This window comes from Vannielia litorea, assembly GCF_019801175.1.
Lineage (GTDB): Bacteria > Pseudomonadota > Alphaproteobacteria > Rhodobacterales > Rhodobacteraceae > Vannielia > Vannielia litorea_B.
Genome location: NZ_JAHVJR010000001.1, coordinates 2,665,727 through 2,679,992, shown reverse-complemented (window position 1 = coordinate 2,679,992; position 14,266 = coordinate 2,665,727). Strand labels below are relative to the sequence as shown.

Annotated in this window: 15 protein-coding genes and 1 tRNA gene; 7 read left to right on the top strand and 9 right to left on the bottom strand. The window is 64.1% G+C overall.

Translation table 11 applies throughout. The features are described 5' to 3' along the window. The first annotated feature begins 128 nt into the window (after nt 1-128). Nucleotides 129-2,420, top strand: coding sequence for a glycosyl hydrolase family 28-related protein (locus KUV38_RS13100; RefSeq protein WP_222470472.1), 2,292 nt, complete (start codon nt 129-131; stop codon nt 2,418-2,420). A 36-nt stretch (nt 2,421-2,456) separates the two neighbouring features. Here KUV38_RS13100 and KUV38_RS13095 read toward each other — a convergent pair whose 3' ends face one another. Next, a complete protein-coding gene (locus tag KUV38_RS13095) occupies nt 2,457-2,933 on the bottom strand; it encodes a HugZ family protein (RefSeq protein WP_222470471.1) in 477 nt (158 codons plus the stop codon). A gap of 73 nt (nt 2,934-3,006) precedes the next feature. Between KUV38_RS13095 and KUV38_RS13090 the strand changes: the two genes are divergently transcribed. The 3 genes from KUV38_RS13090 to KUV38_RS13080 all read left to right on the top strand — a co-directional run bounded on the left by KUV38_RS13090 (nt 3,007) and on the right by KUV38_RS13080 (nt 4,229). Continuing rightward, complete coding sequence (locus KUV38_RS13090; RefSeq protein ID WP_222470470.1) at nt 3,007-3,414, top strand: universal stress protein; 408 nt, start codon at nt 3,007-3,009, stop codon at nt 3,412-3,414. An 87-nt stretch (nt 3,415-3,501) separates the two neighbouring features. After that, a complete protein-coding gene (locus KUV38_RS13085) occupies nt 3,502-3,822 on the top strand; it encodes an antibiotic biosynthesis monooxygenase family protein (RefSeq protein WP_222470469.1) in 321 nt (106 codons plus the stop codon). Between the two features lie 89 nt (nt 3,823-3,911). Beyond that, the gene (locus KUV38_RS13080; RefSeq protein WP_222470468.1) at nt 3,912-4,229 is read left to right on the top strand and encodes a zf-TFIIB domain-containing protein; all 318 of its coding nucleotides are present in this window, start codon (nt 3,912-3,914) and stop codon (nt 4,227-4,229) included. A gap of 222 nt (nt 4,230-4,451) precedes the next feature. Here the strand turns inward: KUV38_RS13080 and KUV38_RS13075 are convergent, their stop codons facing one another. Beyond that, nucleotides 4,452-4,679, bottom strand: a complete 228-nt coding sequence (locus KUV38_RS13075) for an excalibur calcium-binding domain-containing protein (protein ID WP_222470467.1) — start codon at nt 4,677-4,679, stop codon at nt 4,452-4,454. A 91-nt stretch (nt 4,680-4,770) separates the two neighbouring features. After that, a complete protein-coding gene (gene uvrB, locus KUV38_RS13070) occupies nt 4,771-6,978 on the bottom strand; it encodes an excinuclease ABC subunit UvrB (protein ID WP_222470466.1) in 2,208 nt (735 codons plus the stop codon). 181 nt (nt 6,979-7,159) lie between these two features. Here uvrB and KUV38_RS13065 point away from each other — a divergent pair, with 181 nt between their 5' ends. Continuing rightward, nucleotides 7,160-7,471 carry an ETC complex I subunit gene (locus KUV38_RS13065; RefSeq protein ID WP_222470465.1) on the top strand — a complete coding sequence of 104 codons (312 nt, stop codon included), beginning with the start codon at nt 7,160-7,162 and terminating at the stop codon, nt 7,469-7,471. A 4-nt stretch (nt 7,472-7,475) separates the two neighbouring features. On the opposite strand, the gene arsB is transcribed toward KUV38_RS13065, so the two are convergent. The 4 genes from arsB to KUV38_RS13045 are packed head-to-tail and all read right to left on the bottom strand — an operon-like array spanning nt 7,476 to nt 11,579. Continuing rightward, on the bottom strand, nt 7,476-8,489 hold the full coding sequence (arsB, locus tag KUV38_RS13060; RefSeq protein ID WP_222470464.1) for an ACR3 family arsenite efflux transporter: 1,014 nt from the start codon (nt 8,487-8,489) through the stop codon (nt 7,476-7,478). Beyond that, nucleotides 8,486-9,682, bottom strand: a complete 1,197-nt coding sequence (arsJ, locus tag KUV38_RS13055; protein ID WP_410001041.1) for an organoarsenical effux MFS transporter ArsJ — start codon at nt 9,680-9,682, stop codon at nt 8,486-8,488. Before arsJ ends, arsB begins: the two co-directional genes overlap by 4 nt. Before the next feature lie 56 nt (nt 9,683-9,738). Continuing rightward, nucleotides 9,739-10,737, bottom strand: a complete 999-nt coding sequence (locus KUV38_RS13050; protein WP_222470462.1) for an ArsJ-associated glyceraldehyde-3-phosphate dehydrogenase — start codon at nt 10,735-10,737, stop codon at nt 9,739-9,741. Next, complete coding sequence (locus KUV38_RS13045) at nt 10,734-11,579, bottom strand: helix-turn-helix domain-containing protein (protein WP_222470461.1); 846 nt, start codon at nt 11,577-11,579, stop codon at nt 10,734-10,736. Before KUV38_RS13045 ends, KUV38_RS13050 begins: the two co-directional genes overlap by 4 nt. A gap of 107 nt (nt 11,580-11,686) precedes the next feature. On the opposite strand from KUV38_RS13045, the gene KUV38_RS13040 reads away from it, so the two are divergent. Both KUV38_RS13040 and KUV38_RS13035 read left to right on the top strand, forming a co-directional pair. Continuing rightward, nucleotides 11,687-11,763, top strand: a tRNA-Arg gene (locus tag KUV38_RS13040). Between the two features lie 270 nt (nt 11,764-12,033). Next, nucleotides 12,034-13,071, top strand: coding sequence for a PleD family two-component system response regulator (locus tag KUV38_RS13035; protein WP_222470460.1), 1,038 nt, complete (start codon nt 12,034-12,036; stop codon nt 13,069-13,071). 64 nt (nt 13,072-13,135) lie between these two features. Here KUV38_RS13035 and KUV38_RS13030 read toward each other — a convergent pair whose 3' ends face one another. Then, nucleotides 13,136-13,501: a response regulator gene (locus tag KUV38_RS13030; RefSeq protein ID WP_315898624.1), complete on the bottom strand. Its 366-nt coding sequence runs from the start codon at nt 13,499-13,501 to the stop codon at nt 13,136-13,138. A gap of 142 nt (nt 13,502-13,643) precedes the next feature. Next, entirely contained in the window at nt 13,644-14,225 is a 582-nt protein-coding gene (locus tag KUV38_RS13025; protein WP_222470458.1) for an acyl-homoserine-lactone synthase, read from the bottom strand. Nucleotides 14,226-14,266: the final 41 nt, after the last annotated feature.

Sequence of the window (14,266 nt, the reverse complement as noted above, 5' to 3'; positions counted from 1 at the left end):
GCACCGGCCACGCGCCGGACCATTCCGCCTATCGACACACAATCGAGACCTGCCTCGCCCGCGCGCGGCGGGTGCCGGGTGGTGGCCGCATGTCTGGAGCGGCCCAGAGCAGACAAAGGGGTTTTGCGATGAACAAGGCAATCACCGACGGAATCGTCTTCATGCCGCCGGCTTTCGCGGGCGGGCTGGACGTGTGGTCCAAGGAAGACGGCACGCCGGGCAGCGCCACATATGACGGCGACCCGAACGCGGCGCTGGTGCCCTCGGATGCCGACTTCGCCGGGTGCCTCGAGCTGATCAAGACCACCGGCACCCAGAAGCTGCGTTACATGGGCGAAACCCCCGTTTTGCCGGGCTGCTACCTGCGGGTCACGGCGCGGGTGAAGGCGGTGGCCGGCAACCTGCCCGCCGTCCGCATCGCCGCATGGGCCGGCGGCGCGGGCAGCGCCCATGTGACCGGGCTCGATGAGGTTGGCCCCTCCGTCAGTCTCACGTCTTACGGCGAGGTGGTCGAGGTCTCCGCCATCATCGGCACCACGGCCCGGACGGGCGTGAACATGCCGTGGACGCCCGAGGTGCTCTACGCCCATGTCGGCCTCGACCTGACCGGCCCAAATGGCGGCACCATCCGGATCGACGACCTGATCGTCGAAGACATCACCTCCGCCTTCCTGCGCGATCTGATGGATTGGGTCGATGTGCGCGATTACGGCGCAATGGGTGATGGGGTGACCGACGATGCCGCCGCCTTCAACGCCGCCGATGATGCCGCGAACGGCCGCTCGGTTCTGGTCCCCGAAGGCACCTACTACCTCGGCAGCACCATCACGATCGACAACCCCATCCGCTTTGTCGGCACCGTCACCATGCCCGACAACAAGCGCCTGTCACTGAAGAAAAATTTCGACCTGCCCACCTATATCTCGGCGTTCGGCGACGAGCTGGTGGCCTTCAAGAAGGCGGTCCAATCGCTGTTCAATTTCAACGATCACGACAGCCTCGATATGGGCGGCCGCAAGGTGGACCTCACCGAGCCGATCGACATTCACGCCGCCATCGACAATCAGGATGCCTTCCTGATCCGCCGTGTCATCCGCAACGGCCAGTTTCAGGCCTCCACCTCGACGGCCTGGGATGACACGGTGGTGACCTCTCAGGCGACCTACAGCACGTCCGACAACAAGACCCTAACTGGCGTGGCCAACGTGGCCAACATCGAGGTCGGCAGCCTCGTGACCGGCGCGGGCGTGGGCCGCGAGGTCTATGTGAAGGCCAAGAACGTCGGCGCCCAGACGGTGACGCTCAACAAGTCGCTCTACGGCGCGGCGGGCACGCAGAACTTCACCTTCACCCGGTTCAAATACATGCTGGATTTCTCCGGCATGGTGAACATGGACAAGTTCGTCTTCTCCGATATCGAGTTCCAGTGCTCCTCCAAGGCCTCCGCGATCATGCTGCCGCAGGACGGTCTGAACTTTGCGATCCGGGATTGCTACATCACCTCACCCAAGGACCGCGGCATTACCTCCATCGGCGGGGCCTGTCAGGGCATGCAGATCGACCGCTGCCAGTTTCTCTCCAAGGAGGGCAGCCAGGATGTGCAGGACCGCACCACCATCGCGGTCAACATCAATGCCAACGATGCCAAGATCCGCGATTGCCGTGCCGTCCGCTTCCTCCACTTCCTCGTGCTCGGCGGCAGCAACTACATCATCCAGTCCAACCACTGGTTTCAGGGCGACAGCGTTAACCAGGGCCTGCGCTCTGCGGGCATCGTCTTCACCAGCGTCCACGTGTCGTCCACCGTCAACTCCAACTACGTCGACAACAGCTTCATCGAGTGGACCAACGAGCATGACGCCACGCCCGATTACACCTCGGGCTACTCTTTCGGCGCGCTCTCGGTGCAGAACAACATCTTCTTCTGCACCAACGCCGCGCCGTGGTTCAGTTTTTTTGTGATCAAACCCTTCGGGGCCGATCACTTCATCCACGGGCTGACCTGCACCGACAACGTGTTCAAAACCGTGAACGGCGCGATCGACCGGGTGGAAAACGTCGATGAAAGCTACGCAGGCTTCGACTATGGCCGCTTCCGCAACATCCAGTTCCACTCCAACACCTTCAACGGCGTGAACCAGATGACCGTGAGCCCGGTGATGCTGCAGTTTGACCAGAACACCGCCGCCAGCACCTGGACGCTGAACTTTGGCGATTATATGCCCTTCGGCGGGCGGGTGCGGAACGTGATGAGCGTCGTGGCCGAAAACTCCATCGACCTCTCCGGCGGCGGCAAGCTCTGGTCCATGCCCTATGTCCGGGTCGAGCGCGGCGCGACCCAGCAGGAGGTCGATCTGGAGTGGGAGAGCGCCTGCACCGGCCGCGTGCATGTGACCGGGCGGGTCGACAACCCGAACTGACCGGCAGGCCGGAGCCCCGCGATGCGCCGCGGGGCTCTAGAGGCCCAGATCGGCAGGCGTGAGTTTGAACGCCTTGCCGAACCCGCCGTTCAGAAAGGCGCCCTGCACCTCCAGCGCGACAAAGCCGAAATCGCCGAAGTCGATGTAAAGCTTTGATTTCGGGTGGCTCTCCAGCCAACGGGCGCGCAGCGCGGCGTGGGTCTCGCTCTCCCGATCCACAAACCGGGCCTTGCATTGCAGCGACAGGCGCGGGTGGGTCAGCGGGTCTCCCCTATCGCCCGGTTCGCCCACCATCAGCGAGCAGGCCGGTTCTGCCCTCAGCGCGCTCGTGTGGGCGGAAAGCGAAGACACCAGCGTCACCGGTCCGCCGCCTGCATCGGTCCCCACCGCGATCCGGCTCACCACCGGCGCCCCACCTTCCAGCACGCCAAGCGCGCCGAACCGCGCCTCATCCAGCAGCCCCCGTGCCATGGCGCGGGCTTCGTCATCGGTGGGGCGGATCGGGTCTGTCATGATTCAGGTCAAGGTGGCTGCGACCCGGACAATCTATCCTGAAACCAGCAGACATGGACAGGAGGACCACCCCATGTATTCCAACATTCTCGTCCCCATCGCCTTCGAGGAAGGGCGCGACAGCAGCGGCGCGCTCGACATCGCCGAGGCCCTGCTCGCGCCCGGCGGCAGCATCACCGCGCTGCACGTGATCGAGGAGGTGCCGAGCTATGCTTCCACCTACGTCGACGAGGCGCTGATGACCGAGGCCCGCAAGAGCGTCGTCGAGGCGCTCGCCGTCAAACTGGGCAGCCATTCCACCGTGACCCCCAAGGTCGTCACCGGCCACTCCGGCCGCACGATCCTCGAGGAGGCCGAGAGCATGGGCGCCGATCTCATCGTCATCGCCTCCCACCGGCCCGGCCTTCAGGATTACTTCCTCGGCTCCACCGCCGCCCGCGTCGTGCGCCACGCCAAGTGCTGCGTTCACGTGATCCGGTGATGTGATCCGGCGCCAAGTTAATCGGCGCCGGGCTTTGTCGCGCCTCCTCCTTGCGCTACCCTCAAACCAGCCAGGGAGGAGGACCCCATGCCAACCATCACCACAGACACCACCCGCCAGACCGTGCTGACCACCTTCGAGGTCACGCCCGGCACCTGCGAAGACGTGCTCGACGCGCTGCGCGATGCCTATGCCAACGTGATCAGCCGCCAGCCCGGCTTCATCGCCGCTGCGCTGCACGTGAATGACGCCCAGACCCGCATCGCCAACTACAGCCAGTGGCAGCGGCGGGAGGACTTTCAGGCCATGCTCCGCACGCCCGAAATGCGCCAGCGCAACCGCGCAATCCACGCCGAGGTAAAGAGCTTTGAGCCAGTGATGATGGAGGTGGCGGCGGTTTTCCCCTGATCGCCCCGCGACCTCTCGCCACGCCTCTTCAAGACCGCTCGGGCACTGCCTACCTGTCCTGTAACGCATCGCGATACAAGGATAATCCAATGGACTGCCCGCACTGCAAAACCCCTCTCTCCATGGCCGACCGCTCCGGCATCGAGATCGATTTCTGCCCCACCTGCCGCGGCGTCTGGCTCGACCGGGGTGAACTCGACAAGATCATCGAGCGCAGCTCAGCCGAAGCCGCCCCCCGCCGCGAAGACCCCCGCCGCGCGCCCTACGAAGACCGCCGGACCCGCGACTGGGACGACGATGATGACGATGACTACCGCCGCTATGGCAAGGACCGGGACGGCAAGTATCACGGCAAGCGCAAGAAGAAGGGCATGGGCGCGATGCTGGGGGATATCTTTGATTTCTAAAGGCTAGCAGAACGGGGCTCGCCAGTGGGTTTGCCCCAATAGCCCTCTACGCCTAACGCTCGAACTGGTCAGGCGACGACGGACAACGGCGTCACGGGCAACTCTAAAAGGGTGGGTCGACGTGGCAGGAAGCAAAGTGGAAGGGCAAGGTTCGCTTCGTTAAGGACGAGATTTAACCTTTCATTTTGATGAAGGTGGGTGTTTCGCCCATCCTATTAAACATTATTTTTCGCAGGCTATGCCGTCACCATCTCTATCCAGTCCATAGACGTCTGGACCAACAACATACACGGGCCCTCTTACATATGCAGGCCCATTGCCCCTTCCGCCGGCGCAGTCGACGTCCGACGCTATGGGAACACAAGCTCCCTGATAACTGGTGTGACAGCCTTGCGCGAAGAGATGAGCCGGTGAAAGCAGGGCGATGGCGAAAATTATTTTGCGAAGCATTTCGACCTACATTAACAAATTATTAATATTCGTTAACGTGGTTGCTCACAGGGACGTGATCAAGTGGCTGGAGAGAACATTTCTGCGCTAGCTACCTCCCCCGCCTCTTAACATTCCCCCCACGCTGCCCCGGCCGTCCGGCGGTGCTACGACCCGAAGCCTTCTTCCCGGCCTCCACCGCAGCCTCCACCGCCGACTGACGCGCCAGCGGGTCCGATGACACCACCAGATCAACCGCCTCCAGCCGCTTCACCTCGTCCCGCAGCCGCGCGGCCTCCTCGAACTCGAGGTTCTCCGCCGCCTTCCGCATCTGCACTCGCAGCGCATCCAGATGGGCTTGCAGGTTCGCGCCGGTCCCGACCGAGTCCACCTTCGCGGTCACCCGGTTCATGTCCACGTCGCCCTTGTAGAGCCCCGCCAGAACGTCCTCGACGTTCTTCTTCACCGTCTCCGGGGTGATCCCGTGTTCCTCGTTGTAGGCCATTTGCTTGGCCCGCCGCCGGTCCGTCTCGCGCATGGCGCGTTCCATCGAGCCCGTCACACGGTCGGCATACATGATCACCCGCCCGTCGGCGTTTCGCGCGGCCCGGCCCACCGTCTGGATCAGCGAGGTCTCCGAGCGCAGGAAACCCTCCTTGTCGGCATCGAGAATGGCCACCAGCCCGCATTCCGGAATATCCAGCCCCTCGCGCAGCAGGTTGATCCCCACAAGCACGTCGAAGGCGCCCAGCCGCAGGTCGCGCAGGATCTCGATGCGTTCGATGGTGTCGATGTCGGAGTGCATGTAGCGCACCTTGATGCCCTGCTCGTGCAGGTATTCCGTGAGGTCCTCCGCCATCCGCTTGGTCAGCGTCGTCACCAGCGTGCGGAAACCCTTGGCCGAGACCTGACGGATCTCGTCCATCACGTCATCCACCTGCGTATCCACCGGTCGGATCTCGATCACCGGGTCCAAGAGCCCCGTGGGCCGGATCACCTGCTCCACGAACACACCGCCCGATTGCTCGATCTCCCAAGCCGCCGGGGTGGCCGAAACGAACACTGATTGAGGCCGCATCGCGTCCCATTCCTCGAACTTCAGGGGGCGGTTGTCCATGCAGCTCGGCAGCCGGAAGCCATGCTCGGCGAGGGTGAACTTGCGCCGGTAGTCGCCTTTGTACATCGCCCCGATCTGCGGCACCGAAACGTGGCTTTCATCCGCGAAAACAATGGCATGGTCGGGGATGAACTCGAAGAGGGTGGGGGGCGGCTCGCCCGGCGCGCGGCCGGTGAGATAGCGCGAATAGTTCTCGATCCCGTTGCAGACGCCGGTGGCCTCCAGCATCTCGATGTCGAAGTTGGTGCGCTGCTCCAGCCGCTGCGCCTCCAGCAGTTTGCCTTCGCCCACCAGCTGGTCCAGCCGTTGGCGCAGCTCCTTCTTGATGGAGTTGACCGCCTGCTGCATCGTCGGCTTCGGCGTCACGTAGTGCGAGTTCGCGTAAATCCGCACCCGATCCATACTGCCCGCCTTCTCCCCGGTCAGCGGGTCGAACTCCACCATCGCCTCAAGCTCCTCGCCGAAGAATGAGAGCCGCCATGCTCGGTCTTCGAGGTGGGCGGGCCATATCTCCAGCGCGTCGCCCCGCACCCGGAAGCTGCCGCGCTGAAAAGCCTGATCGTTGCGGCGGTACTGCTGGGCCACGAGGTCGGCGATCACCTTGCGCTGGTCGTAGTCCTTGCCGACATGCAGGTCCTGCGTCATCGCGCCATAGGTCTCGACCGAGCCGATGCCGTAGATGCAGGACACCGAGGCAACGATGATCACATCGTCGCGCTCCAACAGCGCCCGGGTGGCCGAGTGGCGCATCCGGTCGATCTGCTCGTTGATCTGCGATTCCTTCTCGATATAGGTGTCAGAGCGCGGGACGTAGGCCTCGGGCTGGTAGTAGTCGTAGTAGGAAACGAAATACTCCACCGCGTTGTCCGGGAAGAACCCTTTGAACTCGCCATAGAGCTGGGCCGCCAGCGTCTTGTTCGGCGCGAGGATGATCGCCGGGCGCTGGGTTTCCTCGATCACCTTCGCCATGGTGAAGGTCTTGCCCGTGCCTGTGGCACCCAGCAGCACCTGGTCACGCTCGCCGCCCTTTACCCCCTCCGAAAGCTCCACGATCGCTGTCGGCTGGTCTCCCGCCGGGGCAAACTCCGTGTGCATGACAAAGGCCTTCCCGCCCTCCAGCTTCTCCCGCGTCTTCACGTCGGGGGCAGGGGAGTGCAGGATCGGCGGCTGGCTCTCGGAGCCATCGTTATGGGCATAGGGCATGGGGCGGCGCTCCTTTGCTCCCAATGTGCGTCCTCAGGCCAAAGGTTCAACCCCCGCTCCTGACACCTTCATGTCAGGAGCCTGTCAGGGTGGCTCTCTGGGGCATTTTCCCGGCTTTCTCCTTGCGCGGCACCGGGATTTTCGCCCATATGTCAGGCGCACAGAGCCAGGAGATCCGCCCATGCGCGCCCGCATCTACCAGCCCGCCAAGACGGCCATGCAATCCGGCACCGCCAAGACCAAGGGCTGGGTGCTCGATTATGCCCCCGCCGAGAGCCGTGAGCTTGATCCGCTCATGGGCTGGACCGGCTCGGGCGACACGCAGGCTCAGGTGCGGCTCCGGTTTTCCTCCAAGGAGGAGGCGCTGGACTATGCCAAGGAGCACGGCATCGAGGTGCAGGTGACCGAGCCGCAAAAGCGCAAGCCCAAGATCCGCCCGGGCGGCTACGGCGAAAACTTCGCCACCGCTCGCCGCGAGCCCTGGTCGCACTGAGGCGTCATACCGCGCTGAACCGGCTCCGCGTCCGGTTTGCGAAGCCCACCAGCGAGAGCATCACCGGCACTTCCACCAGCACGCCCACCACCGTGGCGAGTGCCGCGCCCGAGTTCAGCCCGAAGAGCGAGATCGCCACCGCCACCGCCAGCTCGAAAAAGTTGGAGGTGCCAATCAGCGCGCAGGGCGCGGCAATCCGGTGCGGTACCTTCAGCGCGAAGGCGGCGGCATAGGCCACCACAAAGATCCCGTAACTCTGGATCACGATAGGCACCGCGATCAGCGCAATCACCTGCGGCCGCTCGAGGATGGTGCTGCCCTGTAGCGCGAAGAGGATCGCCACGGTGGCGATCAGCCCGATCACCGACCACGGCTTCACCCGCGTCTGAAATCCGGCAATCCGCTCTGGCGTGGCCAACCGCTTGCGGGTGAATACCCCGGCCACCAGCGGCAGCAGCACGAAGAGGAGCACCGAGAGCAGCAGGGTCTCCCACGGTACCTCGATATCGGTTACGCCGAGCAAGAAGGCGACGATGGGGGCAAAGGCGAAGACCATCACCACATCGTTCACGCTGACCTGCAGCAGGGTGTAGTTCTCGTCGCCCCGGGTCAGTTGCGACCACACGAAAACCATCGCCGTGCAGGGCGCCGCGCCCAGCAGGATCAGCCCGGCGGTGTATTGCGCCGCGTCCTCCGGCGCGATCCACGGGGCAAAGGCATGGTCGAAGAACAGCACCGCCAGCAATGCCATCGTGAAGGGCTTGATCAGCCAGTTCACCGCCAGGGTGATCGCCAGCCCCTTGGGCTGCTTCACCGCCGTCTTCAGCGCCGCAGGGTCCACGCCCACCATCATCGGGTAGACCATCGCCCAGATCAGCACGGCCACCACGAGGTTGACCCGCGCCACCTCCGCCGCCGCGACCAATTCCACCAGCCCCGGCAAGGCCGCGCCAAGGGCAATGCCGCCCGCCATGGCCAGCGCGACCCAAAGGGTCAGATACCGCTCGAAAACGCTCATGCCGCCACCGCCTCCGCGTCCAATCGGCCAGAGAGCAGCGCGGCCAGTGCCACCATTGCGGCGGCGGTGCCGAGCACGAGCGCCAGCCCGCCGATCTGGTAGGTCAGCCCCGAGAGCACCGTGCCTAAGAGCCGTCCGCCCGCATTGGCCATGTAGTAGAAGCCCACATCCATCGTCACCCGCTCCGACTTGGTGAAGGCGAGGATCAGGTAGCTGTGGAGCGAGGAGTTGACGGCAAAGATTGCCCCGAACGCCAGCAGCCCGGCCACCAGCGTGCCCGTCAGCCACAGCTGCGGCCCGGGCGCGGCCAGCACCGCGGCGGCCAGCGCGGCGGGCACGAGGGTCAGCGCCCCGGCCCAGCTGCGGGCCGCGCGCACCAGATCCGCCTCATCCCGCGAGGCCGCGCGCAGCAGCCTCGGCGCGGCAGCCTGCACCGCGCCATAGAGGATCACCCAGAGCGCCATGAACGTCCCGATCATGAAGAACGCGGCCCGGTTGCCCGCCTCGGTTCCGTCAGACAGCACGGCATAGAAGTAGATCGGAATGCCGACCACGAACCACACGTCCCGCGCGCCGAACAGGAACACCCGCGCGGCGGAGAGCCAGTTGACGTTGGCCGACTTCGAGAACACCTCCGAGAACTTCGCCCCCTTCCGTCCCGTCGGCAGCCCGCTCGGCATCAGCACCACGATCGCAGCCAAGATCGCCGCCAGAACCACGGCCATCGCCAACACCGCCCCGGTGAAGCCGACAATCGCCAGCAGCGCCGAGCCGAGCAGAAAGCCAAGGCCCTTCACCGCGTTCTTCGAGCCGGTCAGCACCGCCACCCACCTGAAAAGCCCGCCCTTCTCCGCTGGCGCTAGCAGCTTCACGGCGGATTTGGACGACATCTTCGCCAAATCCTTCGCCACCCCGCTCGCCCCCTGCACGCACATCACGAAGGCGACCGAGGCGCCAACCGCCCAGCCCGGATCGAGCAGCGTCAACGCCAGCAGTGCCACCACCTGCAATCCGAGGCCCGCGTACAGCGTGCTCACCAACCCGAAGCGCGCCGCGATCCATCCGGCGGAGAGGTTCGTCACCATCCCGGCGATCTCGTAGAGCACGAACAAATACGCCAGCTGAACCGGTGAAAACCCCAGCGTATGGAAGTGCAGCAGCACCAGCATCCGCAGCGCGCCATCCGTAAGCATGAAGGCCCAATAGGCCGCCGTGACGGCGATATAGGCCGAAAGCCCCTCCGGCTTGCTCACAAGGAGGCTCCCACCATCATCGCCACATCCACCAGCCGGTGCGCATAGCCCATCTCGTTGTCGTACCACGCATAAACCTTCACCTGCGTCCCGTTCACCACCATGGTCGAGGGCGCATCGACGATGCTGGACCTCTGGTCATTGGTGTAATCGGTCGAGACCAGCGGGCGCGTTTCATAGCCCAGAATGCCTTTCAACGGCCCCTCCGATGCGACCCGGAACATCTCGTTGACCTCCTCCACGGTGGTCTCCCGCTCCACCTCGAAGACGCAATCGGTCAGCGAGGCGTTCAGCAGCGGCACCCGAACCGCATGGCCGTTCAACCGGCCCTTCAGTTCGGGGTAGATCAGCGTGATCGCCGTAGCGCTGCCGGTGGTGGTGGGGATCAGCGAGTTCAGCGCCGACCGCGCCCGCCGCAGGTCCTTCGCCGGGCGGTCCACGATGGTTTGCGTGTTGGTCACGTCATGGATCGTGGTGATCGAACCATGCTTGATGCCCAGCCCCTCGTGGATCACCTTCACCACCGGCGCGAGGCAATTGGTGGTGCAGGAGGCGGCGGTGACGATGGAATGCGCCGCCGTGTCATAGCTGCCCTCATTCACCCCCATCACGATATTCGCCGTCGGCCCGTCCTTCACCGGAGCCGAGACCACCACCTTCTTCACACCCGCCGCGAAATAGGGCGCCAGCGCGTCCTCGCTCTTGAACACCCCAGTGCAATCGATCACCACGTCGACCCCCTCCAGCGGCAGCGCGCCGAGGTCGCGCGTGCCGATGAACGGCAGCCGCATACCATCAATCGTCACGCTCTCAGCGTCGCTTTCAAACGCCGCATCCCAGCGCCCATGCACCGTGTCGAACTCCAGCAGGTGGGCATGCATCGCCGCATCGCCCACCGCGTCGTTGATCCAGGCTATCTTTGCGCCCTGCGCCAGCAGCGGCTTCAGGGCGAGCTTTCCGATCCGGCCAAGGCCGTTGAGCGCGTAGGTGGTCATGCCGGGGCCTCCGATTGGGTGCGGCCGATGTCATCCACGGCAGATTGCAGCGCGATCCGGTCCAGCGTTCCGAGCGGCAGGGCGGTGAAGGCGGTGATCCGGTGCTTCAGCGCGCCGTAGGCCTGCTGAAAGGCGAGGCTCTTCTGCGCGTCCGTGCCTTCCACCTTCACCGGGTCTTCCATGCCCCAATGCCCGCTGATCGGCTGGCCCTCCCAGGCCGGGCATTCCTCGTTGGCGGCCTGATTGCAAACGGTGAAAACGAAATCGAGGTGCGGAGCCTCCGCGCCGGTGAATTCGCTCACGTTCTTGGCCCGCAGATGCGAAATGTCATGCCCCTTGTCCTCCAGCAGCCGCACCGCAAAGGGGTTCAGCTCAGAGCTGGGCCGGGTGCCGGCAGAATAGGCGTTGAACCGATCGCCGCCGATAGAACGCAGCAGCGTTTCGGCAAAAACCGAGCGGGCAGAATTTCCGGTGCAGATGAAAAGCACGTTGTAGGTGCGGTCGGTCATGGGAGCATGTCCTTCGGTGAGGAGGTCGGGGAAGATGGCGCAAAGCTCCGGGCGGCCCCGGCAGCAGTCGAGCAACAGGTATTCGAAGGTCTGTCGCACGCCTGCCATGTTGATCGCGTAGAGCAGCGATGTGCCCGCCCGCGTCTGCGAGATGAGGCCCACGGATTGGAGCGCCGAAAGATAGGCGCTGAGCGTGCTGGCCTTCAGCCCCAGCGCCGCCGCGATCTCCCCGGCAGGCAGGCTGTCGGGGTAGCGGCGCATCAACAGCCGGAAGAGCGCCAGCCGCTGCGGGTGGCCCAAGGTGGTTAGACGGTCGGGAATCATTTTTTCCATATTTCACGAATATGCGAAATAGTGGCTGAGGCCAAGTGACACTTCCATGACAGCCCCACCCGCCCCACGTTGACCGGCCCCCGCCGCCGGGCTACCACATCGCGAGCGGTCCCATAGCTCAACTGGATAGAGCAGCTGACTTCTAATCAGCAGGTTCGGGGTTCGAGTCCTCGTGGGATCGCCAGAGCTCAACGATGACCACCAGCGTGCCGATGCAAGTGCCGTAGCAGGCGAGGGCATGCCCGGCGCCCACCGCTCCATCGACACCCCGAAACATGGCAAACCCACGCGGTTAACCAAGCGTCAGGGCGGATAAAGAGCCCAAACGGGCCAAGCTTCTGACATAATCATTAAACAACTTCTGCGTTAGCGGACCCGCATAGATTGTGCGGTCGTCGCGTCGGTCATCTGTCGGATGCTTCTGGCAGGGCCAATGGAAACAAAGGAGCCAAAATTGCAGATCCTCGCAGTCGATGACGACAAAACCTTCCTGCAGCTTCTGCAGTCTGTTCTGGCGGCTGCGGGCTATGACGCGCTGGAAACCGCGCTCTCTGCGCCGGAGGCCAAGGAGCGCATCGATGAGGCCGAGAGCGCCTTCGATTGCGTGCTGCTCGACATCGACATGCCGGGCATCGACGGGATCGAACTCTGCCGCCAGATTCGCGCGGTGGCGGGCTATGAGATCACCCCGATTCTGATGCTGACCGCCAAGCTTGACGACGCTTCCATCGAAGGCGCCTTCGAGGCGGGCGCCACGGATTACGTGACCAAACCGCTGCGGGGGCTGGAGCTTGGCGCCCGAATCCGCACGGCCCGGCTTTTGACGGAGCAAATGCGGATCTCGGTGGGTCTCGAACGGTCGGCAGCCCAGCTTGCCTCCCGCCTTGGCGCCTCCGCCCGCAGGCCGTTGGAAGAGGCCTTCGTGGTGGAGGATGTGCCGACCTGTCTTTCAGAGAAGGACCTCGAGCGGGTTCTGTCGCTCCTGCCGGGCAACCTCTTTGCGATCGAAACCTTTGCGCTGCGGATCGAGGGCATCGAGAGCCTCTATGAAGAGGCCGACGCTGTGAGCTACGACGCCCTGATAAAGGACGTTGTGCAGAGTGTGTCACGCAAGCTTGCGCCGAGCCAGCACTTCATCGCCCACGCCGGAGACGGCGTTTTTGGCTGTGTGGTGGTGGGGCGCGGCCGGCAGGACCTCAACCGCAATCTCTACGAGCCGTTCTTCTGGAACGTCGAAACACCGGCTCTGGGGGATGGTCCCCGCGTGGTGCAGCTTTCGATGACCCGCGTCGGCCGCCCGAAGGTCGAGAGCGGCAAGACTTGTGTCGATACCCTCAGAACGGCCATAGCCACGGCCAGCGAAGACAGGTTGGTGCTGCGGCTGAAGGCGCTGCCCGATCTGTCAAAGCCCCGGCCCGGCCATATCGTGCCCAAACGCCCCCGGCTGGGAGCGCGTCGGCGCCCGCGGCCTGTGGCCAGCCAAGCCTCATAAGAAGAACTCGCCACGCACAAGCGTGGCATCAGAACGCTAGGGCAGGGGGCAAGCGCGCCGAGGCTCAGGCGCTTCTCTGGCTGTCCTTCCACACATCGACGACCTCATTGGCCAGCGACAGCGGGTCAAACGGCTTGGAGATGACCTTTTTCGTGCCCAGCTCCATCAGATGATCCACGTCGTCCGAATGGGTCTTCGCCGTCATGAAGACGACCGGCGTGGCCTCCAGGCCTGACAAGAGCCGGAGCTTCGCAAGCGTTTCCTCGCCGCTCATGTCCGGCATCATCACGTCCAGTAACAGCAGGTCCGGCCGATAACCCTCGGCAACCTCCAGAGCCTCCTCGCCGCTCGCGCATTGCAAAACGTCGAGTCCGCCGACCACCGACAGCGCGATCTGGGTGATCGCCCTGATGTCGTCGTCATCGTCCACGTGCAGAACGCGGGGCTGTTTCAATTCACCTTCAGTCATTCCGGTTGTCAGTGCGCTGTGTGGCACTCCATGTGTTGCGGGCGTGCAACTGAGGGTAGTGGAAAACCGCTATTAACAAAAGCTAGAAAGCTGACTTACCGCGTCAGATTTGCGGCGCTGTGGCATTGCTGACGTTGAACATTGCCGCCTGAGAGCGGTCGCCGTCCAGCTCGAACCGAGGGCCAACCGGCACCGCGTCCATCCCGATTCTCTTCAGCCAGCGTTGAAACACCGCAGGCACGATCCCGATCACGCTGTCCGCGCCCTCATCGCGCGCGGCGGCGGCCATCTTGAGCATCAGCACGCGCTGAACCTCGGCGCGTCGCTCGGCGGGCACGGTATCGAGCAGGAACAGCCGCGTGGCCTCCCAGATCGTGTCGGAGACCGGCGCTTCGGCAAAGAGCGGATCGAGCGGCAAGCCCTGCAACAGGCCGAGCTGCGCGTCTCTGATCATGTAGGAATGAAGCCCGCAGCGGGCTGTGGTGGGCGCGATCCGGATGCCGGCCAGCACCTCGCCGTCCTGATGAACGGCGATCCACCGGGCCTCGGGCGTGTCATACTGGTCAAACTCCATGCCCCGCGTCTCCGAGAGGCGCCAGCCTTTCGAGACGATAAACACCTGCCGCCGGGCCTGAAGGTATTTGACCATCAGGTCCCCATGCAGGTGCATGGTCTCCAAAGACATGGATGTGGCTTTCAGGCCGGTTTGCACCGGGGTTTCCACCG

Excerpts from the sequence above, each read along its gene's own strand:
- KUV38_RS13100 (WP_222470472.1), top strand. The coding sequence starts at position 129 with ATGAACAAGGCAATCACCGACGGAATCGTCTTCATGCCGCCGGCTTTC.
- KUV38_RS13095 (WP_222470471.1), bottom strand. The coding sequence starts at position 2,933 with ATGACAGACCCGATCCGCCCCACCGATGACGAAGCCCGCGCCATGGCA.
- KUV38_RS13090 (WP_222470470.1), top strand. The coding sequence starts at position 3,007 with ATGTATTCCAACATTCTCGTCCCCATCGCCTTCGAGGAAGGGCGCGAC.
- KUV38_RS13085 (WP_222470469.1), top strand. The coding sequence starts at position 3,502 with ATGCCAACCATCACCACAGACACCACCCGCCAGACCGTGCTGACCACC.
- KUV38_RS13080 (WP_222470468.1), top strand. The coding sequence starts at position 3,912 with ATGGACTGCCCGCACTGCAAAACCCCTCTCTCCATGGCCGACCGCTCC.
- KUV38_RS13075 (WP_222470467.1), bottom strand. The coding sequence starts at position 4,679 with ATGCTTCGCAAAATAATTTTCGCCATCGCCCTGCTTTCACCGGCTCAT.
- uvrB (WP_222470466.1), bottom strand. The coding sequence starts at position 6,978 with ATGCCCTATGCCCATAACGATGGCTCCGAGAGCCAGCCGCCGATCCTG.
- KUV38_RS13065 (WP_222470465.1), top strand. The coding sequence starts at position 7,160 with ATGCGCGCCCGCATCTACCAGCCCGCCAAGACGGCCATGCAATCCGGC.
- arsB (WP_222470464.1), bottom strand. The coding sequence starts at position 8,489 with ATGAGCGTTTTCGAGCGGTATCTGACCCTTTGGGTCGCGCTGGCCATG.
- arsJ (WP_410001041.1), bottom strand. The coding sequence starts at position 9,682 with ATGCTTACGGATGGCGCGCTGCGGATGCTGGTGCTGCTGCACTTCCAT.
- KUV38_RS13050 (WP_222470462.1), bottom strand. The coding sequence starts at position 10,737 with ATGACCACCTACGCGCTCAACGGCCTTGGCCGGATCGGAAAGCTCGCC.
- KUV38_RS13045 (WP_222470461.1), bottom strand. The coding sequence starts at position 11,579 with ATGGAAAAAATGATTCCCGACCGTCTAACCACCTTGGGCCACCCGCAG.
- KUV38_RS13025 (WP_222470458.1), bottom strand. The coding sequence starts at position 14,225 with ATGTCTTTGGAGACCATGCACCTGCATGGGGACCTGATGGTCAAATAC.